This window comes from Vallitalea pronyensis (assembly GCF_018141445.1).
In the GTDB taxonomy this organism is placed as follows: Bacteria; Bacillota; Clostridia; order Lachnospirales; family Vallitaleaceae; genus Vallitalea; species Vallitalea pronyensis.
The window spans coordinates 5,345,608-5,367,054 of record NZ_CP058649.1 but is presented as its reverse complement, the minus strand read 5'-3'; the positions used below and the strand labels follow the sequence as shown (position 1 = coordinate 5,367,054).

Sequence of the window (21,447 nt, the reverse complement as noted above, 5' to 3'; positions counted from 1 at the left end):
GACGACATCACCACGACATCTTTTTATAGATATGATTAGATAGATGTGCTATAATTAGATATTAATATAATCCTTTAAGATATAAATACTAATTAGAAAAGTATTATCTATATATACTATAGTCCATAAGGACTTAAAAGTCAATAGAAATAGTCCATAAAGAATAAAAAGAGGTGTTTTTTTGAATGATGTAGGAGTACGAATGAAGGAATTAAGAAAAAAATTAGGATTATCACAAGGAGAATTAGCCCAGAATATAGGAATAACACAAAGTAAAATCAGTGCTATTGAAAAAAAGAAGAATTACCCATCATTTGAAACACTAGTAGCCTTAAAGGACTTTTTTGGAACTTCGTATAGTTGGTTAATAGAAGGAAAAGAAAACAATACAATGGATATTTCAAATGAACTAAAGGAACTAATAAAATATTTCAATAAGTTACCATATAAGGAACAATGTAAGATAATCGGACAAGTTGAATACATGGCAAAAGAGCATTCAAAAGAATAAGCAAATTAGGTGTTAATTAATGCTAATGATATAATTGTTCAATTGAACATGTTATATAAATAAACTTTATAAGGACGTGATAAAAAGCATAGTATTTTGGGTTGATGAATCAGGGGATAGTAAGGAGTAAAAATGATTTACTTAATTATTCTAGCAATCATCATAGTAGCAATCATATTTAAAAGTGCACTTTCCGATAATGAAGGAAACAGCAATGAGACAAGTACTAATACCCAAGTACAAGATGTTGACCAATCAAAAGAAATAATTGAGCCAAAGCCTAATAACGATTTTAATAAAGCTTATTATGGTACGGATAGTCTAGTGTCAAAGGCAGAGTTAAACTTCTATAGAATCCTAAATAATATTTGTAACGAACTAGATTGTATTTTGTTTTCGAAAGTTAGGGTTGCAGATATTGTAAAAGTTAGGAGCATAGAAAATAGGCAAAGCTATTTTAATAGAATCAAGTCAAAGCATATTGATTTCGTATTGTGTGACAAAATCTCTCTAAAACCAATACTATGTATAGAATTAGATGATAAATCACATAATAACGCTAAAAGAATTGCAAGAGATAAGTTTGTAGATGAGATAATTAACATCGTTGGTTTCAAAATTATACATATGAGATGTTCATATAGCTATAATAGTCAGAGCATTAAAGAGCAGATAAAAAAAGAAATACAGGTTTAATTAATAACAAAAAGAGGTTTCAGGCATTATGCTTGAAGCCCTTCTTTTGCGCATAATTGAACTGATAAAAATAAAGATACTCCTGTCTACTTATAAATATAAATTTCTAAATTTTTATTCAATATTTAAGACATACATAGTATATTTTATTATAACATTATGATATAATGTGTTGTAGTATATTATAATTTTAAAATACACAACTATGTTTTTAGGAGAAATTGTTATGACAGAAAAATTTGATATAGATAATTTGACCCAAAATGCTTATGTAATTGGAAAACTTAACGAAGAAATTATTAACTTATTAAATTTAACAATGGACGAAACTGATATTCTCATTGGTAAAGATAAGATAAAATATACTCTTAAGCATAAACATAAATTTAGAAATGATGAAGAGTATAAAAAATGTATTGAATTCACGCCTGATATTATTGCTAATCCTGATTATGTAGGTGTCCACCCAAACGGTAAAAGTATTGAGTTCATAAAAACCATAGATCAAACCTTAGTGGTTGCAGTAAGGATTAAACCTAAAGGTATTTTATGGGTGAAAACAATTTTTCCCATTACTCCAGATAAATTAAATGTATATAAAAAGAGTAATACTTTAAAAAAATGTTGACATAAATGAAAAAAGCATGTATAATATGATTACGTATTACATAAGATATTGTGATAAGTTATTTGAGGGCAGAACAGGCAGCTGCCGCGCCTATGGTTTTCAATAGGTCTGAAAAGAGATGTAGGATACGCCTCCCTACCAAATAACTTATCTTTAATTTTGTATATTAAACACTTCTATGATAGAGGTGTTTTTATTATGCCCAAAAGTAGCCGCCAAGATTATATGTAAATCTGTTTTGGACCTCTAGTATAAGAAGCTAGAAAATCCAAAAACAAGGACACACATTCCCATAATAGCATTATATTTGTATCAGAGGATTAAAAGCATCAACATATAATCCTATGATTATGCCTCAAATCAGAACAATAAAAAAAAATGTGTGCGAACATATGTTTGTTGTCAAAAGTACCACATCAGAACTAGAGTATCATATATATGCTTTTTCAAAACGAACCTTCTACGGATCAGAAGGCCGAGAGTTCGAATCTTTCTGCGCACGTTCAAAAGTCCTTTTACTTGCGGTAACGTGGGTAGAGGGGTTTTTATTTGTCTAAATCCCATTAACATGCTACTTGTAGTAGTTGTTAATAAATTATATTATTTAATAACGACTTGTGGATAAACTTATGTTTTATTAAAATTTCACCTGTTTTGCGGGTTTAATTTGGGTCTTAAGCATCTTTTTGACCATGTATAATATCCCTATGCATTTACAAATTCCTGTAATATTTTATTTTGCTTTTGTTCTCTAGCTTGTATAGCATCATCCATGTTATCATAATATCCAATATGATAAAAATGTCTTCTATATATCTCTATATATTTTAACTTCTTTATTTTTTGTAACTGTAAAAAGTAATTTACACTTTTCCTTTTTCTTTTTTAGGCTTTGATAGTAAAGGAGCATATCATAGTCAAAACTTTTGGCTTGGGACTCTTTAGTATTTTCTGCCAAAACTGTCTTCATTATTTCTTCTTCAAACTTTAATAACTCCAAAATAAAATCATCCGTCATCTTATTTTTGATAAAAAGCACTAAGCTTCTATACATTTCTTCTCTGACATCACTTAGATTATCTTCATAGTAAACTGTTCGGGTCAATAAAGCAGCCATTCTTTCTAATTCAGATTCGTAATCCAGATAAAATTCCAATAAACTATTGTTATAATATGCTATTATTTCCTTAATGGTTTTAGGTGTCCTAAAGGCAAAGTAATTGTATACATAATTAACAAATATATCTAAATAAAAGTATTTGTCCAGTAATATACTATCAAGAGTAAACAGGTTTGAAAACAGGTCTGGATATCTTTTAATAAAGTCAATATGGTTTTTTGCAGGAAATTTAAATAGGTAAAAATTTTTTTCATTAAAAGTCAAGGTATCCTTTTCAGTGAGATAGATATGCGTACCCGGAAAACACATGCATCTGTGTATGGTGGTTTCCTGGATCAGCATTTCTTCAACACAAAATCTTATTAATTTAAGGCTTTCTAACAAATCTTCCTCTTTTTCCGTAGGTAATCCGTAAATAAAATTCACTTGCATGTCGATACCATATTTATCCAGAAGCTGGATGGTATTTTTGACCTCAGAAATAGTCAGGTACTTGTTAATGACACTTTGCATTCTTTGAGAGCCCGTTTCAATTCCTAAAAGAATCTTGCTGCAGCCTGATCTTGCCATTAAACGAATGATTTCTTCATCTAAGGTATCAGCCCTTGCACTGCAATTCCATTTTATACCCATGTCTAGATCTACCAGTTTGCTGCAGAACTCAAGAATATTTTTTTTATTGGCTGTAAATAGGTCATGAATGAAATCAAATTTTCTAATACCGTATTTTTTCATATAATGTTTTATTTCATTAATTATTCTGTCGGTGCTTTTGAGTCTAACCTTACGCTTCCAAAAGGTTTTGGTACAGCAAAAGGTGCAGTTATAGGGACACCCTCTGCCAGTCTCGATAGGGATTGTGGAAGGAAGATTATCCATTTTTAAATTAAGCATTGGTAGGTCATCCAAATTATCTAGTAATGGAGTGGGCTCGTTAAAAACTATTTGGTTTGATTTTCTATAGCAAATACCTTTTACATTTTCGATTTTTTCTTTACCGTTAAAAAAATCAATTATACTGATTACATTTTGTTCACCTTCACCTATAGCGACCACATCTATAAAGTCAAAGGTTTCAAGAGTCTTTGGACCGCATAAGCTAACGTGGGGACCAGCAAAAACTATCTTTATCTCAGCATTAATTGTTTTTATATTTTTAGCTATAATTAATGATATAAAAAATGAGGAGCCCATGGTGTAAAAGGATATTATTTTGGGATTTTTACTCAGTATATATTTGGTAATGGTTTCATAATTTTTTTCGATCAATATATTATCGGGCACTTTTTTTTCAGCAAGTAGATTAGGGAAACTAATTACCTGTGAAGTATAGTTTGAATTGGCATTAACTATGGTTGATAACAAATTAATGCCTATGGGAAAGCTTATTACACTTGATTGTTGAAATGCATCAACAAATATGATATCCATTTAATCATCCTTTCTTTACTTAAGATATTATCTAAAGGCTGTTTATAGTCATCTATTGTCAGATAGCCAGTAGTAATATATGCATGCAAGAAGAATATAACAGTTATATAAAAAACTGCTGACAAAGCATGTCAGCAGTTTGGAGACTAATATATTTTCTAGACGGTAATAGTAGTAGTCAATCCACTAATATCAGTATCAACTTTAATATTTGGTTCAACTACTATACAATTTATACTGTCAGTAGCTTTATCACATTCTTCAGATTCACTAACATTGGTGTTAATATTCTCATGACTTTCATTTGCAATTTCATCTTCATTTTCTATGATGACCTCATTGACTTCTAGTCCGTGAATACTATTCGTAACACAAATATTAGGTTTGATGATAATATGATTTACACTTCCGTCGCAATATGCCAATTTTTCACCCCTTTTTTTATGGAAGTATGTCGTATTCAAATCGGATATATAGATATTAATATTAATGATGGGATTACTTTGAATACTATTAATACAACCATTAGTTTTATTGTCACAATGGCATAGGGAATTTCTATCTACCATTTTCTCTGATACTATTTTTTTCCCATATTTTTCCACGCATATCTCAATTCCTTTTTAAGAAAGATGTTATTTCTGTCTATAGGATTTCTTGAATCTCTCAGTACACGCTCAAATTGTTTGTATTCAAAAAGGCTATATCATAATATATTCAAGAGTTATCATTTCTGTTAACTTAATCATTAAAATATGATGTAAGGCATAGGGGAGGTATTTTTAAGTCTGGCGCTGTGAATTTGTGGTCTTAACACCTACTTGTGTTAATGCTATCAATCGTATCTTAATATCTAACGTTGGTATGTTTCCCGTGTATAAGGATAGTAATCCAAATCTATCGTTATATTCAGTTTTATTATAATACAAGGTTATGCTTTTATAATAGGATACAATTTCAATATGAACATTATCTTGATGGTTGGCAAATTCTAAACTATCTCAAAATAAAACCACCCGCCTTTCGTCTTTTTTAATAATCAAAAACAAACTCCTATTCTGAATGATTATCATATAAGATGTGTTAATGGAAATAATTATCACCAAATAGCATTCTCGTAATCACCTTAAATATTTTTTAATTATATGCAATTATTATACTTTTGTTGAGCAACTTGGTAAAATGAAAATACAATTTCACCATATATGTAGTGTAAATATGGTATTAATACTGGAAATTCACCATATATGTTGGTTTTAGGTTTGTTTGAAAAATAGTATAATAACGACAGGAGATAAATGCTATGGTAAGTGGAGACAGTAGAGAAATCGGTGAAAGGATTTGGAATATAAGAGATCAAATAGGCTTATCTAGAAATGAACTAGCTGAAAAGGCTGGTGTATGTGAGAATACAATCTACAATATAGAAACTGGAGAAAGAGGTTTCACTGTAGATGTTTTAAAAAGGATTTGCACAGCATTAGAAATTTCAAGCGATTATGTTTTATATGGGGAAAGGACAAGTCTAGAAAGAGAACTTAGTTTACAAGGAATAGTTGATAACGTTTCGGCTGACACACTTAAAGAAGTAGGTAAAATATTAATCCATCTAAGTGACAGTAAGTGATGGAGTAAGCAATGTTTTGGCTAGTATCTAAGAGAGTAAGAATAGCAATTATTAAAGAACGATCCACATGCAAGAACCAAAAACCTGTTAAAAACCAATTGTAAGCATGCTAACCATGCTCAAATGGTTTAGTAATCTAATACATAAAAGTGTGAAAGGAGGCATAAAACAGTAAAATCGACTGGATGAAAAACAAGAGTTAAACTAAAATGACTAGACATAAAAGTATGAAATAAAATAGGTTAGAAGATAATCAAGGCATTATAACAGAGAGGAGAAAATTATGATTGAAGCTATGGAAAAAAATGAGTTGTTACAACTCAATAAATATTTTTTTACACCAACGCAAGATGTGGTAATGGAGTATGGTAAAGGCATCTATCTATACGATGACAAAGGTAAAGAGTATATTGATTGTGCTGCTGCTACCTTCAATCTCAGTCTAGGCTACAGCCATCAGGAAGTCATTGAAGCGGTTACACAACAGGCACAAAATTTAATACATATTACATCCAGTTATATGTCAGAGTCTGTAGGTAGACTGGTAGAAAAGTTAATTGAAGTAACACCAAAATCTTTAACTAAGATACACTTAAAAGTGTCAGGTGGATCAACAGCAAACGAAGGTGCCATAAAAATGGTGCAGCATTATAATAAGAAAACGGGCCTTATATCATTATTTAGATCCCATGTTGGTCAGACAATCTATACAATGAATGCGTCTGGATTGGCATTTAGGAGACAACACTTTAATGGGCTTTCTAATAGTGGTATCACCCATGTTCCTCCTGCTTATTGCTATCGATGTTTTTATAATCAAGACAAAAGCAACTGTAATATGCTTTGTGTGGAGAGAATTAAGGATTTCATTGAATATGCCAGCAACGGCAATATATCCGCTATGATTCTAGAACCTATATTAGGCAATGGCGATAACATTGTGCCACCAAAAGAGTATTTCGTTAAATTAAGGGCATTAGCAGATAAGTATGGTTTTGCACTGATTTTTGATGAAATACAAACAGGTATAGGCAGAACGGGACATATGTTTGCGTCACAACACTTCGGTGTTGAACCAGATGTACTGACCATAGCCAAAGGATTAGGTGGTACAGGATTCCAAATAGCTGCAATTGCTTCAAGAGAAGAGTACTCTGAGATGGATGGACATCACCATTCATTCACATATGGTTCTAACTCGTTAGCAGCAGCTGCTGGGTTAAAAACATTAGAAATTGTCAGTGAACCTGCTTTCTTATCAAATGTTAAGAATGTAGGAGACTATATCATGACCAGACTTAAAGCATTCAAATTAAAGTATTCCTTTATAGGAGATGTAAGAGGCGTTGGGCTGATGATTGGATTTGAAGTGAATAACGAAAAAGGCGAACCAAGTTTAGCATTGACAAAAGAAATACAAAAGACAGCATTTGAAAATGGATTAATCATGCGTACCTCTAGGTATGGATTTGGTAATACCTTAAAAATAAGACCCGCCTTAATTATGACAACGAAGGAAGCTAAAAAACTATGTGATATTCTAGAATATGTTTTAGACCAAATACAAGTATCACATGCTTAAATAAGCCATAGGTACTTTTACATATGGATGGGTGAATAAATCCACAAAATAATATCAGAATATTCAATTATATTACAGATAGGATACCAAGGAGGTAAACTTGTGAAAGAATTTATATATGGCCTAGCAGATTATGTTTACGATCGGGTAAATGAATCAAGTGGCGTACTAAAAAATCGAGTGGTGAATGGGGTTTCTCCTGGTGGCGATGCTCAGTTTAATATCGACCAAATAGCAGAAGATGCTGTGATGGAATATGTGACCAAGTCCAATCTATCCATAGCCATATATTCTGAAGATTATGGGTTAAGTATTTTAGGTGGGAATCCTGAATTTCTATTGATTGTAGACCCTATAGATGGGACAAGGCCAATGGCTGCTGAAATGGGCATGTCATGTATTTCAATAGCTGTGGCAAGGTTCTACGAGGATGCAAAAATAAAAGATATTGACTATGCATTACTCAAAGAGTTAAAATCCGGTGCTACCATATACAGTGATAAAAACATGGAAGGTATTGCTTGCTCTGGGTATAAAGATACCCTGCCCAACCTAAATCATCAGACCAAACTAGAAAATATGTTTTGGACAATTGAGTTTAACGGGCATCCAGCAGAATTAATGGTTAAAGCATATGGTGACTTAATCAATCAGTCAGCAAATACAGGAGGCGTTTTCCTATTTAACAGTGCATCCTATGCTATTTCTAGAATAATTACAGGACAATTGGATGCATATGTGGATATTGGAAATCGGATATTGAAAGATAATCCCAGCTTAATCAATAGATTTAGAGAGGTTGGGAATGGTAAAGTTCTTCATTTGTTTCCTTATGATATTGCAGCCAGCGTCTATTTAGCACAAAAAGCAGGTGTCATCATAACGGATGCATATGGTGAATCATTGGATGAAACATTGCTAACGGAATTAGGCTATCATAACCAACAATCGTGTATAGCTGCCTCTACCCATGAATTACATAAAAAAATACTGGATCAAATAAAATGGTAAAAATCCATTTAAAACTTATAAATAGGTTGCATAAAATAAGGAGTATTTAGAGACAAGTGTTTCTAAGGTTACTCACAATAGAATATTAACGGAGGTATTTGATGAAAGCATTAATTTGGACTGACAATAAAAAGTTAGAATTAAGAGAGGTAGAAGAACCAAACCTTAAGCGACCTGATGATGTGAAGGTCAAAATATATGGGACCGGTATATGTGGAACAGATTTACACATTATTGGAGGTAAAATGGAAGGTCCAACCAACATGATTATTGGTCATGAAGCCATTGGTAAAGTAGTAGAGGTAGGTGATGAGGTAAAACATATTAAGGTTGGTGATGAAGTCATTATTGATCCAACTCAATATTGTGGAAACTGTTATTACTGTAATATAGGCTTAACATGTTATTGTACAGATTTTAGTTCCTATCAAGTAGGCATAGGTACACATGGTACATTTGCTGAGTATTATGTTGGGCAAGAGAGTTATATCTACAAAATCCCTGAAAACATGAGTAGGGAGACGGCTTGGATGGTAGAGCCTTTATGCTGTGTGTTAAATGTATTTGAAAAATTAAATGTGAGACCGGACCAATCCGTCTTAGTTTTAGGTAGTGGACCTATAGGCCTTATATGTCAATTAATGAGCAGCAAAGTAGCACGCTTAACAGTTTCTACAGAAGTAAATGCATATCGTAAAAAAATGTCAGAGAAGTATGTGGATTACTGCTATGACCCTCAGGAATTAACAGTGGAAGAAGTCCATCGCATTAACAGAGGTCGTGGTTTTGATGTCATTATTGATGCAGTAGGTGATAAATTACATACGGCCATGGACTATGTAGGAAAAAATACGAAAATGGTTCCAATGGGTTTTAACAATACCTATGAGATAACATTAAAAACTATTGATTTACTAACAAATGGAACAAGCATCATTGGTACTGGTGAAGTACATCAATTAATGGAGAAAGCAATCGATATCGCTCTTAATCTAAGTGAATTAGGGGAATTAGTGACTAAAAAAGTACCCATGGAACAATATAAAGAAGCTTTTGATGAACTTTTAAATAAAAAAGGAGATTCACAAGACATGAAAATTATCTTGACATCACCAGGTATGTAATTGAGGGCTATATAACAACGATTATGTAATCCATTAACAAGCTTGTCATACACAATAAAATAAATGCTCAAGAGGCTATTTTCACTGGGTTTAAGTTTGAGCGTAGGGAAAGGAATGAATGATAACGTTGAATAATACAGTCATTGCTGAAGATAAGGCTTATAATATGCAGGTATACAGCCCTGAAGAGATTATTTTTAAACAGGCAGATGGTATGTATTTGATCGATGATCAAGGTAAGAAATATCTGGACTTTTCTGCACAGTTTTCAGCTTGCAGCTTGGGGCACAATAACAAAGAACTGATAGACGCTATTTCATCTCAGATGAAGAAAATAGTCTCAGTAACATCCATGTTTGTGACACAAGAGCGTGTCCAGCTGGCTAAAACATTGACAGATTTGGCGCCTTATGGGCTGACGAAAGTCTTAATGGGTTGTACCGGCTCAGACGCCAATGAATTTGCTTTAAAAACCGCCAAATATTATAAAGGCGGAGGTAAGATTATATCCTTTTGGAGAGGGTTTCACGGCTCCACAGCTGGATCTGCTGCTGCAACGGGTAAGTCAGAAACCATACAAGAAAATCCCCATATCGCGGAGCTGTTACCCAGAGGTTTCCTTCACACATCCCCACCCTATTGTTATCGATGTGACTTTGGAAAAAATCCTCATCATTGTGAGTTGCAATGCCTCAAATACCTAGAGCAGCAGATCCTTAATGACAGCAGTAACAATGTGGCGGCTATTATAACAGAGCCAGTATTTGCAGCCGGTGGGGTTATCGTACCACCTAATGGGTATTTAAAAGAATTAAGAAGAATCTGCGACAGGTTCAATGCCCTTTTAATTTTTGACGAAGTGGTAACAGGTATTGGTAGAACGGGGGCTATGTTTGCCTGTGAACATTGGGAAGTCATACCAGACATATTAGTAACAGGAAAAGCGCTTACAGGAGGCTATGTGCCCGGTTCTGCTGTGATAACCACTAAGGAAATTGGCGACGTCATGGATAAGCTGACGCTTCATGGGCACACCCACTCTTTCTATCCCCTGATGTGTACAGCTGCAAGTAAAAACCTAGAAATCATTCAACGAGATGGGCTAGTTGAGAATTCTCGAATTGTTGGTGCCTATCTCAATAAAAGACTAAAGGAGCTACAAACAAAATATGATGTAATTGGTGATGTCAGAGGCATGGGATTGCTTCAAGGGTTTGAGCTGGTTAAGAATAAAAAGACAAAACAAGCAAACTTCGAATTAGGTGACATGTTGTTTAAAGAGATGCTAAAAAAAGGCCTGGTAACGGAGTTAGAAAGTAGAAAAAATCTTAACAACGTGGTCATCGTATTGCATCCACCTTTGATTACCTCCAAAAAAGATGTGGATAGATGTATACAAATCATCGACGCATCCATAGAAGCATGTTCAACAAACATCCATTATAAATGAAAGAGGGTTAAAGTATGGCAGGATTATTAGGAACGAAATCAGTGACCCAAATCGGGTTTATCGTAAAGGACATTGAAGCGTCTAAAAAAACGTTTGGCACATTTTTAGGTATGGAGCCGCCAGACACCATGGATACAGAGGATTATTCAGTGACCCAGACCACAGTGGAAGGAAAGCCTGCTCCAGGTGCAGCTTGTAAATTGGTATTTTTTGATGTGACAGATCATCTACAGATTGAACTTATTCAGCCTAATGGTGTCAAGAGTACTTGGCAGGACTTTTTAGATGAGCATGGTGAAGGCATCCATCACATAGCATTTCAGATAAAAAATACAGAAGAAAAAATAGCTGCCTGTGAAGACTTTGGTATGACGTGTTTACAGCGAGGCAAATACGATGGTGGTAACAGTGAATACACCTACCTGGATGCATCGGGTCCTCTAAAATGCATCGTTGAACTACTTGAAAACCATTGAAAAAGTACTCAGAATATAGGCTTATCAAGCTGGTCCTATGGGGAACAATGGGCATGGGTATTCGTAAGAAATTAGCAAGTGCCTTTAAATAAGATGGAAGTTAGGAGGATATTAATGAAAAAAGAGACGGTTAACTGGGGTGTGATGGGCTGTGCTGACATTGCTGAAAAGGCACTTATCCCAGGGATTTTAAAAGCCAATAATGCCAAGCTTTATGCCATATCGGGAAGAAGAACCAGTAAGTTGAAACATTTTGCAAAAGCATTTCACCCAGAGAAGCTATATGACAGCTATGAGGCATTATTAGAGGACCCCAAAGTGGATGCAGTCTATATTCCTTTGCCAAACGGCTTGCATTGTGAGTGGACCATTAAAGCAGCCAAGAAGAAAAAGCATGTATTATGTGAGAAGCCCTTAGCCCTATCAGAGGAACAGGTCCTGCAAATGCAGAAAGCGTGTGATGACAACGGCGTATTGCTCATGGAAGCCTTTGCATCCAGGCATAACCCAGTACTTAAAAAGGTGAAATCCCTCATAGATGATGGTGCCATTGGCAAGCTAAAACACCTAGAAGCCCACTTTGCTTACTTGTTAGAAGACGCTAATAATGTACGGTTGGACGGAAATATGGGTGGCGGGGCTACCTATGACGTAGGGGTCTATACCATAGGCACCATACGGTATCTTACGGGAAAAGAGCCCTTAGCCATCTATACCATTGGGGACGTCAATCATTTACAGAACATTGATAAGAGCAGTTGTATGATCATGTCCTTTGAAGAAGGCATTACGGCAACCTCATATTGTGCCCTTGATACTTATGACTGGAGGGGTTACGTGGTAATAGGTGATGCCGGCAGAATAGAGGTACCTGTGGATTACAATGACAGTGGTGAGTTACCCATTAAGCTTTTCAAAAATGGAGAGGAACAGGTTATTATAATCAATAGCCCTCATAATTATCAGCTAGAGGTGGAGCAATTTGGCAGGTGCATCATGGAGGGGGAAGTTCCCCTTGTGACTTTCGCCGATTCCATAGGCAATGCCATCGTTACGGATGAAGCTTTAAAGCAAATGGGGATTAGGACGTCATTATCTTATGGGTATAATCCATTGGTGAAAGGTCTTGATACTTTTTCAAATATGAGCAATAATAGAGGTTAACAAGTATGTATTTTTTGGAGGAGCCTATGTTAATAAGTTATAAAAGAACCACCATATCCTGTTTCGTCGGCATATTCACCCAAGCAATTATTACGAACCTAACAGCCATTTTATTTATCCCTTTAATGGGGATATATGACCTAACCTATAGTCAGCTAGGGGTATTGGTTAGTGTGAACTTTATTGCCCAAGTCTTGGCAGATATCAGTTTTAGCGGGGTAATTGATAAAGTAGGCTATAGAAGGCTGGTATTGCCTACAACCATGACGGCCTTTATAGGGTTTATCGTTTTTGCGGCCTCACCGCTGATTTTCAAAGATGATGTTTTTGCAGGTTTTCTTATAGCCACTGTCATTTATGCCTTTTCAAGCGGCTTGCTAGAGATCCTATTAAGCCCTATTATTTCAGCCATACCAGGGAACGATAAAGGGCCTGCTATGAGCCTGCTCCACTCCTTTTATGCTTGGGGGCAGGTCATCACCATTATTATCACCACCCTTTTTATCGCTATCTTTGGAGGAGAAAATTGGCAGTATATTGTTTTATTTTGGTCCATTCTCCCTCTAACTAACTTTTTTATGTTCTTAGGAGCAAAGTTTCCAGATATCATTCCAGAGGGTCATCGACAACGTATTAGGGAAATTTTATTGCACCCGTTTTTCATTTTAACCCTGTTTGCTATCATGTTCGGGGCAGCAGCAGAGGTGGTGATGAACCAATGGAGTTCCACCTTTATGGAGAAGGGTTTGGCACTACCTAAGCTAACAGGGGACCTGATGGGTATGTGTGGTTTTGCCATTATGCTAGGGGTAGGCAGAGTATTTTATGGTATTTATGGGTCTAAGATCAATATACATAAAGCTTTAATCTTCGGTTCCTTGTTGGCCGTGATGAGTTACTTAACGGTGGCATTATCGCCCATCATTTCCATCAGCGTAGCAGGCTGTATCCTATGTGGTTTTGCTGTTAGCCTACTATGGCCAGGTACAATCGTTATTTCTTCAGATCGTTTTCCCATGTCTGGAGCATGGTTGTTTGCTATTTTGGCTGTAGCAGGGGATTTGGGGGCTGCCTTTGGACCTTGGATGACAGGAATGATTATTGATAACAGTATGTCCAGCAGAATGGTTTTACAGCTGTCCAATATGTTAAATGTCACCATAGAGCAGGGTGCCATTAGGTTTGGTATTCTCCTAGCCGTCATTTTTCCATTATTGGCTCTGATGACCCATTACGTGCTGTATAAAATGAAAAGGGATAATAATAGTTTATAATAAAGCGTAGATTGTGTTGTAATCAAATCACTAAATAAGGAGAGTATACATGTTATGAAAACAAAAAACAATAAGATGACACTGTCATCAGAACAATTTAAATGGATAAATGAGCCTAAAAAATGGCATGTTTCAGATGGGATGGTTGAAATTACCGCTGAGAGCGGCGTCGATTTCTTTCTAGACCCAGCAGGGTATCACGTTGCTATGACAGCGCCCTTGTTTTATGTTGACACAGAAGAGGACTTTGTCGCAACAGTACACATCGGTCTTACAATGAATCATGAATTTGATTCGGGTTGTCTAATGGTTATGTCCGACGATAAAAATTGGGCTAAAATATGTTTTGAATACGTAAGTCTAGAACCCTATATTGTAAGTGTTGTAACCAAAGGCACTTCAGATGACTCTAATGCGACTGCTATCCCCCAAGATACCACGTATCTGCGCATAACCAGAAAAGGGGATTGCTACGCATTTCATTATTCAATGGATGGGATAGAGTGGATTCTGGTCAGGTACTTTGACTTACCAGGAAGTAAAACAATGAAATTAGGCATGGTTGCACAATGCCCTACAGGAGACACATGTACGGTAACATTTCGTCATTTTGATTATCAGGTAAAACGTGTGGATAATTTACGGATTTCAGTATAATGCCCTTCCATAATTTTAGGTCTGATGTATCATCGTTTAGTGGTACTGTCGTTTGGGGATAGTTAGAGTTGAAATAGGATAGGAAGAAATTAGAAATACAGATAAAGAAGAGGTGCTGATCATGTTTGAATCCCATATAACCCTTAAGGTTCATGGTATTTTAAAAGATTATATTAAGGAAGGTCATGTCGTTGTTGATGCCACAATGGGAAATGGTTATGATACTGTTTTTTTAGCAGAACAAGTTGGTGTAAGTGGTAAAGTATATGCTTTTGACATTCAAGAAAAGGCGCTTTTATCAACAAAAGAAAAGTTAGTTGAAAGCAACTTATCTGACAGGGTTACATTAATAAAGGCTTCTCATGAAGCTGTTAGAAGTCATGTGCAAGAACCAATCGATATGGCCATGTTCAACCTAGGATATTTGCCAACAGGTAATAAAGAGGTCATCACCAAACCCTATTCTACACTCATAGCCATAGAAGCGATATTGGGTATCCTAAAGAAAGATGGTATACTTTCTATTATTACCTACTATGGACATGATGGCGGCATGGTAGAGAAAGAAGCCGTACAAGGTTTTATAAGTATGTTAAAACAGTCAGAATACGAGGTTCTATCCATTCAATATGAAAACAGAAAGAAGAACCCTCCTATTATTTATTTCGTGAGGAAAAGAGTGTGATATACCCTATTAGGTAAGATGGATATACACGCAACCTCTGCATTTGATAAAAAGGAGTATCCTATTAAGAGCAGTTATCAACATAAAAGTTGGTCAGTAAGAATTAAGTGTCTTGAATGAAGCAGAATAAAGAGTCTGTCATTTTTTGATAGACTCTTTATTGGATTAAGACCGTTATTTCCAATGGATTTTATAAGCCATTAGCTGTATGAATAAAATGTCTTACATCTTCAAAGTCAGCGATGCTCATCTTGAATAGCATTGAACCATGGCAAGTACACTTACTAGTTTCGTTATAGGTATACACTGTTTTAACAGAACATGAAGGATGGCATGCAATACACTCTTTTAGATTAATGAACATCCTATCAGCAAACTCAGGTGACGTTTCTCGAAGTTTGTTTAAAGTAGCCATCATCTTATCATCTTTTCTACCCCATAATTCAGGTTTTTTATTGGTCAGGATATACCAATTTAGAGAATGATACATGATGTCATTACTTGGGTATATGGCATATGAAAAGCCATGGTCAGAAGCGATATACGTTATTTTATGACCATGCTTTTCGATGACTCTTTTGAATGTCATTGGTTTTAAAGAGCGTAAAAAATGATCCGTCTTTATGATTTCATTTTGTATTGGTTTTGGCAGACGTGCTATGCATGTTTCAAATGTAGGCTTTTGTCCCTCTTTTACAGCTTCATTTCTTATAATTGCTTTTGGTAAGTCTGTAGCCCCTTGCACCATGTCGGTTAGATGGTCAGATTCCGTTATCTGTATGGACTTGATAACAAGGTTTGTTAGTTTAGCACTAGCTATTTTTATCCTAAAACCTTGCTCATTTTGCTCCTTGAATAATGCAGACTTCATGTATTTTTCTTTTTCTGAGTAAAAGCGTTCTTGTCCATTTATGCGGATCTCCATGGCTTTCAAATCATAGATGACGGATATATGAACAAATTTATTCATTGGGATATGGTTATGGAAGAATCGAGGTTTATAAGTGGGGTGAACAATATCATCAATGCGCCGATTATCGGACCAAGGTGTTCCAAAATTTAAATGGCCATTACCTAAAAACAAATAAAAGCCAGGAGAATCAATTTTAATTGTAAAATCAATACGTAAAGGTAATGAATAGGTATCAGGAAGATACGCGTAAGATTTAACAGTCATATTTTCTTTTTTAAAATTTGTGGATAATCTTTGGGTTGTTGCCATATGCAGCATATCTTCTTTTATCTCTTTAACAACATGCCCCTCTGTGAGAATGGATTTCAGATCAATATCACTTTTTTTCATGTTTATACCTCACTTCAATGATTTATGCTTAGGTATTCCAACCAATTGTTTATCTCCATATAATCATATCAGATGATTTATGATTAAGCAATGAAGGATTACACACGACATAGAGGATGAAAACTCATTGACCATCATCATGATATTTGTTACAATGGAAAAGCTCTGTAGCAGGGTAATCATCATTGCATTTTTAGAACATAATACCAAGTTTTATCCACATCCCACAGCAATTAAAAAGATGTTATGAACAGATACTGTGAATAGTTAAGCATTTTCTTAAAGACATTGTGGATAACTAATTGAGCATCGTCCTTATTGACTGCAAAAAATATAGCTGAAAGCCTAAAATAGGCTTTTTTTTATGGTCTTTTTTAGTTAGGTTAATTTTTAAGTCTTTTTTTATGACTGGTGAATATAATTAATGTAGGTACAGGAGACAAGATAAAAAGACCCATAAATCAACAGTTAAGGACATATGGAAGCATAAGTTATTGACATCATCATACGATGACAAGACAATGGCATAATAGAATGAATAAGAATCTAATTAGTAAAGGGAGGCTATATGATGCGCATATTAAAGCGTATATTTGCACTCACACTTGTTGTATGCATGTGTGTACCATTATTGACAAGTTGTGGAAAAAAGGAATCCGATGACTGGAAAATCGGAATTATTACAGGAACAGTTGCACAGAATGAGGAAGAATATAGAGCTGCACAAGATGTAAAGAAAAAATTGGGAGATGACCGGGTAGTGCTTCAGACTTATCCAGAAAAATTTATGGATGAGCAGGAAACCGTTATTGCTAATATTGCTGGTGTGGCTTCTGACCCTCAAGTAAAGGCATTAGTTATCTGCCAAGCTGTACCGGGTACATCAGCTGCAATTGATAAAGTGAAAGAAACAAGAGATGATCTGTTAATTATTGTGGGTACGTCTGGCGAAGATCCTGCCATGATAGCTGAAAGGGCTGACGTCTGTCTTCAAACGGATGATTTAGGTATGGGTTATGCTGTTATTGAGCAAGCCAAGAAGATGGGTGCTGAGACTTTCGTACACTATTCTTTTCCACGTCATATGTCTTATGCCTTATTGGCAGCTAGAAGAGAACTTTTTAGAGAAAATTGTGAGAAGCAAGGTTTAACATTTGTTGACGCTACAGCTCCAGACCCAACGGGTGATGCAGGTATATCTGGTTCACAACAATTTATTCTAGAAGATGTACCTAAAAAAGTAGCGGAATATGGGGAAGACACGGCATTTTTCTCCACAAACTGTGCCATGCAGACACCCCTTATTAAATCTGTTTACGATGAACATGCTATTTACCCACAACCATGTTGTCCATCACCATTCCATGGGTTCCCTTCTGCATTGGAAGTCAATATGCCTGAAGAGAACAAAGGCGATGCACTTTACCTTATTGAAGAGTTACGCCGTATTCTTGCAGAAAATGACATGACAGGCAGAATGTCCACTTGGAAAGTACCTATTAACATGATGTTTATTGAAGCAGGTGCAGATTATGCAGTCAAATGGATTGAAGGTGATGTGAAAGAAAAGTTAGACACAGAAGCGTTGAAAAAGTCTTTTGAAGACTATGCTAAGCGTTTTGCTGATGATCTCAATGTGAAGATAACAGAATACGATGAGGACGGTACCGTTTATGACAATTACTTACTCATCCTATCGGATTTTATTGATTTGTAAAAGTCGATTTATCTGAAGGTCTGAAGGTCAACTATGATTTTGTCGTAACGGATGTGTTGTCACAATAAAAACCATCCATGAGATAGATTTCTGAGGCTGTCTGTTTAAAAAGCATAGGTGAACGGAAGGTATTAGCGTCATTGAAATGCAACCGATTATTATTCACACAAGTCAATATTTTTAAATGGTGCAGCCTCTCAGACTGTCAAGTGAGATTGTATATCAATCATAACCCACAAGCATCTCGGTCATAAAGGAGATACATAACAAGCTAGCTTTTATTAAATGTTACATGACAACATATCCAGAGGTTACGATACATAGATGGTATATGTTGATAAATAGATTGGTGGGAGAAGTTATGGGACAATGTATACTTGAAATGAAGAATATTAGTAAAGCATATGATGGACATAAGGTATTGAAGGATGTTAACTTGACACTCAATTCAGGTGAGATACACTGTTTATTGGGTGAGAATGGAGCAGGTAAATCCACACTCATGAACATATTATTTGGCATGCGTCTGATCCATCAATCTGGTGGGTTTCAAGGTGAACTTTATTTTGAAGGCAATAAAATGCATGTGAAGTCACCGAAGGATGCCATGAATTGGGGTATCGGTATGGTCCATCAAGAATTTATGCTCATACCAGGCTTTACCATTATGGAGAATATCAAGTTAAATCGTGAAACCCTTAAGCATAATATCGTTAGTCGTGTATTTGGTGAAGAGTTAAAAACATTGGACATAAAAGCCATGAGAGAAGATGCGAGACAAGCACTAGAAACCGTCAATTTGAATGTAGAAGAATGGCTCCAAGTGGCTGGATTACCTGTAGGTCATATGCAATTTATAGAGATTGCCAGAGAGATTGATAAGTCCAATATAAAAGTTTTAATTTTTGATGAACCAACAGCTGTGTTGGCAGAAAGTGAAGCAAAAAACTTATTGGCAACCATGAAAAAATTAGCTCAAAAAGGTATTGCTATACTGTTTATAACACATCGACTTGAAGAAGTTATGTCAATAGCCGATAAAGTATCCATACTTCGAGATGGTGAATTGGTGTGTCATAAGGCAGCAAAAGACATAAGCATCGACGAGATTGCTGAAACCATGGTAGGTCGAAAGATAACCATACAAAACAGAGCTGTTGTGGATAGGAAAGATAAAGAAGTTATACTGGATATTCAAGATTTTCATGTGATGATGCCAGGTGAAGAAGTTCACGGTATGAACATGCAAGTATATCGAGGTGAGATTCTTGGCATTGGTGGTTTAGCTGGACAAGGGAAAATCGGTATCGCCAACGGTATTATGGGTTTATACCCAGCATCTGGCCATATTATATATAACAGCAAAGAGCTTTCTTATCTGCATACAAGGCAGGTATTGAAGCATGGATTTGCCTTTGTTTCTGAAGACCGAAAAGGCGTTGGTCTGATATTAGATGATACCATTGACATGAATATTGCTTTTACATCCTTACATATCAATAAACAATTTTTAATCAAGATCGGTCCTTTTAAATTTCAAAATACTTGGGCCATTAGGCGACATACAACGAAGATGATTAAGGAATTGGATATACGATGTACGTCAACGGCTCAACATGTTGGAAGGTTAAGCGGCGGTAATCAGCAGAAGGTATGTTTGGCAAGAGCTTTAACCCAGAATCCCAATATACTATTGGTATCTGAACCCACTAGAGGGATTGATATTGGTGCAAAAAAACGTGTGCTGGATTTGCTGTTAGCCCTTAATCGTAAGCATGGTATGACGATTATTATGACATCCTCAGAATTAGCGGAACTGCGAAGCATCTGTCATCGTATAGCCATCATCAGTGAAGGAAAATTAGCAGGAATGGTTAAACCGACAGCCAAGGACAAGGTATTTGGATTGTTGATGTCAGGCAAGACCATGGAACAAATTCAGGGTCAGGAGGTGGAAGCCTAATGCATCACATCATAAAAAAAATAGGACTGCCACGGTTAATCATATCGGTATTATTTATTGGTGTGCTTGTAACAGCTTACTTTCAAGGCATTGAAATGCATATGTTAGCCAGTGATATTATCCGACGTTTTGGTATGTACGGTATACTTGTATTAGCCATGGTTCCTTCCATTCAATCCGGTGTTGGACCTAACTTTGCTTTACCTATAGGTATAATCTGTGGCTTAATGGGAGCTGTTATCAGTGTAGAATTTGGTTTTATCGGTATTTTAGGATTTATCTTTGCCATTATATTTGCTCTACCACTGGCCATCCTTGTTGGTTATCTCTATGGAAAATTATTAAATGCAGTAAAAGGTTCCGAGCTGACCATTGCCACCTATACAGGTTTTTCATTTGTACAGCTTATGTGCATTGCTTGGCTGCTCTTACCATTTTCCAGCGAACAGATGGTTTGGGCTATTGGTAAGGGATTAAGAAATACCTTTACCCTTAAAAAAACATTTGCCTATGTGTTGAATAACTTCTGGTCTTTTCACATTGGTGACGTATTCATCCCTACTGGCCTCATTCTATTCTTTCTTGGGGTATGTCTGCTTGTGTTTTTATTTACTAAAAGCAGTACGGGTACTGCCATCTTAGCAGCAGGGATGAATCCTCAGTTTGCAGAAGCATCAGGGGTTAATATGGATAGAGGGCGTATTATAGCCAATATACTATCAACGGTCCTAGCTGCAATCGGTATCATTGTGTATTCTTCCAGTTATGGCTTTGTACAGCTCTATGGAGGACCACTCATGATGGCTTTTCCAGCAGTGGCGGCCATACTTATTGGAGGGGCTACGGCTAAGCGGGCTAAGGTTTCCCATGTACTTATAGGGGTTTTGTTATTTCAGGGTTTACTGACAACATCCATGCCAGTAGCTAATAAAATATTCCCAGAAGGCAACATATCGGAGATGGTAAGAATGGTTGTACAAAATGGCATTATTTTATACGCTTTGACCAAAGTAGATGGGAGGCAGTAA

Annotated in this window: 19 protein-coding genes; 16 read left to right on the top strand and 3 right to left on the bottom strand. The window is 35.7% G+C overall.

All coding sequences use genetic code 11. From position 1 onward, the window contains the following. The first annotated feature begins 202 nt into the window (after positions 1 to 202). The 3 genes from HZI73_RS22235 to HZI73_RS22225 all read left to right on the top strand — a co-directional run bounded on the left by HZI73_RS22235 (position 203) and on the right by HZI73_RS22225 (position 1,835). Positions 203 to 511, top strand: a complete 309-nt coding sequence (locus tag HZI73_RS22235; RefSeq protein ID WP_212695545.1) for a helix-turn-helix domain-containing protein — start codon at positions 203 to 205, stop codon at positions 509 to 511. Positions 512 to 643: 132 nt separating this feature from the next. Continuing rightward, a complete protein-coding gene (locus tag HZI73_RS22230) occupies positions 644 to 1,207 on the top strand; it encodes a DUF2726 domain-containing protein (protein WP_212695544.1) in 564 nt (187 codons plus the stop codon). A 226-nt stretch (positions 1,208 to 1,433) separates the two neighbouring features. Next, complete coding sequence (locus HZI73_RS22225; RefSeq protein ID WP_212695543.1) at positions 1,434 to 1,835, top strand: PBECR3 domain-containing polyvalent protein; 402 nt, start codon at positions 1,434 to 1,436, stop codon at positions 1,833 to 1,835. An 808-nt stretch (positions 1,836 to 2,643) separates the two neighbouring features. Here the strand turns inward: HZI73_RS22225 and HZI73_RS22220 are convergent. Then, complete coding sequence (locus tag HZI73_RS22220) at positions 2,644 to 4,386, bottom strand: B12-binding domain-containing radical SAM protein (RefSeq protein WP_212695542.1); 1,743 nt, start codon at positions 4,384 to 4,386, stop codon at positions 2,644 to 2,646. A gap of 158 nt (positions 4,387 to 4,544) precedes the next feature. Then, positions 4,545 to 4,991, bottom strand: coding sequence for a hypothetical protein (locus HZI73_RS22215; RefSeq protein WP_212695541.1), 447 nt, complete (start codon positions 4,989 to 4,991; stop codon positions 4,545 to 4,547). A gap of 698 nt (positions 4,992 to 5,689) precedes the next feature. Here HZI73_RS22215 and HZI73_RS22210 point away from each other — a divergent pair. The 10 genes from HZI73_RS22210 to HZI73_RS22165 all read left to right on the top strand — a co-directional run bounded on the left by HZI73_RS22210 (position 5,690) and on the right by HZI73_RS22165 (position 15,436). Then, positions 5,690 to 6,013 (top strand): helix-turn-helix domain-containing protein, encoded by a 324-nt coding sequence (locus tag HZI73_RS22210; protein WP_212695540.1) that lies wholly within the window; start codon positions 5,690 to 5,692, stop codon positions 6,011 to 6,013. Positions 6,014 to 6,296: 283 nt separating this feature from the next. Beyond that, positions 6,297 to 7,595 (top strand): aspartate aminotransferase family protein, encoded by a 1,299-nt coding sequence (locus HZI73_RS22205; protein ID WP_212695539.1) that lies wholly within the window; start codon positions 6,297 to 6,299, stop codon positions 7,593 to 7,595. Positions 7,596 to 7,697: 102 nt separating this feature from the next. Continuing rightward, the gene (locus HZI73_RS22200; protein ID WP_212695538.1) at positions 7,698 to 8,606 is read left to right on the top strand and encodes an inositol monophosphatase family protein; all 909 of its coding nucleotides are present in this window, start codon (positions 7,698 to 7,700) and stop codon (positions 8,604 to 8,606) included. A gap of 101 nt (positions 8,607 to 8,707) precedes the next feature. Next, positions 8,708 to 9,730, top strand: a complete 1,023-nt coding sequence (locus HZI73_RS22195) for a zinc-dependent alcohol dehydrogenase (RefSeq protein ID WP_212695537.1) — start codon at positions 8,708 to 8,710, stop codon at positions 9,728 to 9,730. Between the two features lie 127 nt (positions 9,731 to 9,857). Beyond that, complete coding sequence (locus HZI73_RS22190) at positions 9,858 to 11,180, top strand: class-III pyridoxal-phosphate-dependent aminotransferase (RefSeq protein ID WP_246552251.1); 1,323 nt, start codon at positions 9,858 to 9,860, stop codon at positions 11,178 to 11,180. 14 nt (positions 11,181 to 11,194) lie between these two features. Continuing rightward, positions 11,195 to 11,656, top strand: a complete 462-nt coding sequence (locus HZI73_RS22185) for a VOC family protein (protein ID WP_212695535.1) — start codon at positions 11,195 to 11,197, stop codon at positions 11,654 to 11,656. 114 nt (positions 11,657 to 11,770) lie between these two features. Next, a complete protein-coding gene (locus tag HZI73_RS22180; protein WP_212695534.1) occupies positions 11,771 to 12,820 on the top strand; it encodes a Gfo/Idh/MocA family protein in 1,050 nt (349 codons plus the stop codon). A 26-nt stretch (positions 12,821 to 12,846) separates the two neighbouring features. After that, complete coding sequence (locus HZI73_RS22175; RefSeq protein WP_212695533.1) at positions 12,847 to 14,094, top strand: MFS transporter; 1,248 nt, start codon at positions 12,847 to 12,849, stop codon at positions 14,092 to 14,094. A gap of 54 nt (positions 14,095 to 14,148) precedes the next feature. Then, positions 14,149 to 14,751 carry a DUF1349 domain-containing protein gene (locus HZI73_RS22170; protein WP_212695532.1) on the top strand — a complete coding sequence of 201 codons (603 nt, stop codon included), beginning with the start codon at positions 14,149 to 14,151 and terminating at the stop codon, positions 14,749 to 14,751. 112 nt (positions 14,752 to 14,863) lie between these two features. Next, positions 14,864 to 15,436, top strand: coding sequence for a tRNA (mnm(5)s(2)U34)-methyltransferase (locus HZI73_RS22165; protein WP_281418830.1), 573 nt, complete (start codon positions 14,864 to 14,866; stop codon positions 15,434 to 15,436). 190 nt (positions 15,437 to 15,626) lie between these two features. Here the strand turns inward: HZI73_RS22165 and HZI73_RS22160 are convergent, their stop codons facing one another. Then, a complete protein-coding gene (locus tag HZI73_RS22160) occupies positions 15,627 to 16,739 on the bottom strand; it encodes a hypothetical protein (protein WP_212695530.1) in 1,113 nt (370 codons plus the stop codon). A gap of 568 nt (positions 16,740 to 17,307) precedes the next feature. Here HZI73_RS22160 and HZI73_RS22155 point away from each other — a divergent pair. The 3 genes from HZI73_RS22155 to HZI73_RS22145 all read left to right on the top strand — a co-directional run bounded on the left by HZI73_RS22155 (position 17,308) and on the right by HZI73_RS22145 (position 21,447). Then, complete coding sequence (locus HZI73_RS22155) at positions 17,308 to 18,456, top strand: DUF3798 domain-containing protein (RefSeq protein WP_246552249.1); 1,149 nt, start codon at positions 17,308 to 17,310, stop codon at positions 18,454 to 18,456. 361 nt (positions 18,457 to 18,817) lie between these two features. Then, on the top strand, positions 18,818 to 20,419 hold the full coding sequence (locus HZI73_RS22150) for a sugar ABC transporter ATP-binding protein (RefSeq protein WP_212695529.1): 1,602 nt from the start codon (positions 18,818 to 18,820) through the stop codon (positions 20,417 to 20,419). Then, positions 20,419 to 21,447: an ABC transporter permease gene (locus HZI73_RS22145; protein ID WP_212695528.1), complete on the top strand. Its 1,029-nt coding sequence runs from the start codon at positions 20,419 to 20,421 to the stop codon at positions 21,445 to 21,447. The genes HZI73_RS22150 and HZI73_RS22145 overlap by 1 nt, the downstream gene beginning before the upstream one ends.